Source organism: Lactococcus ileimucosae (assembly GCF_943193185.1).
GTDB classification, from domain to species: Bacteria; Bacillota; Bacilli; order Lactobacillales; family Streptococcaceae; genus Lactococcus; species Lactococcus ileimucosae.
The window spans coordinates 1-1,167 of record NZ_CALPDE010000059.1 but is presented as its reverse complement, the minus strand read 5'-3'; the positions used below and the strand labels follow the sequence as shown (position 1 = coordinate 1,167).

Here is a 1,167-nt window from a genome sequence, read left to right as displayed (position 1 = left end):
CTTCGAAGTCCCCCTTGGGGGCGCGGAAGAAGTGGTTGAAGCCCACATCGTACAGCGTGGCCGACGACATGAAACTTGCAATGTGACCACCCAGCCCAGGATTGGCACGGTTGTTACGAATGACCTGAGCAATGGCGTTGTAACGGATCAGGGAGCGAATACGACGCTCCATGAACAGATCGCCAGGCATCGGGGCTTCGCGATGAACCGGTATCGTGTTGCGGTGGGGGGTTGTCACCGAGAAGGGCACCTTCATCCCGTCCCGGCGCAGGCGATCCGCCAAGCGGGTCATCAGGTAGCGGGCGCGATCTTCGCCCTCACGATCCAGCACCGATTCCAGGGATTCCAGCCACTCCGTGGTTTCGACCGGATCGAGATCTTCTCTTGTCTCCAGACTCATAGAGGTCTCTCCGAATGACGATAAATGACAATGAGCCCCGCCAACCCTTCGGGCCTGGGGCGGCTGCGGTGTGTGGCCACCACAGGCCTGTGAATAGCCGACGCGATGCATCGAGCAGGGGATTTTCACCCTACATTCAATGAGCTACGCTTTCATGAATGTAGTTAAGCTACAGGTATTTGGTAAAAATTAGCCTTTTGTATATGCGAAGATACCGCAAAGTCGTCACGCTGCCAATTGCGGCACGCCGCAAAAAGCCATCGAAAACAAACTATTGCACTGCAACATAAGCGTTTTATAGGACCTTGGTCGCTACGACTTAGGATACCTTCCTGTAACCAAACTACCGTTTCATTTGTTGCTAAAAGAACCACTTATTTGCCCCGTTTAACCGTCTATTGGGTGGGTGCCATCAAGCGCTGGCGGAAATAGGCCCAGTCGAAGGCGGGCCCCGGGTCGGTCTTGCGCAAGGGGGCCACATGAGCATGACTGGTGATCCGTTCAGCGGTCAGCGCCGGGTAACGCGCCATCAGCCAGTGCGTGGCCTCGGCAAGCGCCACATACTGCGCCTTGCTGAACGGCGTCTGGTCATCGCCCTCCAGCTCGACTCCTACGGAGAAGTCGTTCAAGCGTGTCCGCCACGCCTGTTCAGCCGGGTCCCACCAGCGCGATTGCCCGGCGTGCCAGGCGCGCTGGTCGATGTCGACGAACTGAACGCACTCGCCATCGCGGCGAATCAGCAGGTGCGCCGACACCCGCAGGTGCGC

The 1,167-nt window shown here is 57.9% G+C and carries 2 protein-coding genes; both read right to left on the bottom strand.

Annotated elements, in window-relative coordinates; genetic code table 11:
- Window positions 1-400, bottom strand: a 400-nt coding sequence (locus NFR51_RS11015; RefSeq protein ID WP_439108868.1) for a pyruvate dehydrogenase E1 component-related protein, incomplete at its 3' end; no start/stop codon positions are given.
- Window positions 401-795: 395 nt separating this feature from the next.
- Window positions 796-1,167: 1,6-anhydro-N-acetylmuramyl-L-alanine amidase AmpD (gene ampD / locus NFR51_RS11010; RefSeq protein ID WP_251713623.1), on the bottom strand; the 372-nt coding region annotated here is incomplete at its 5' end.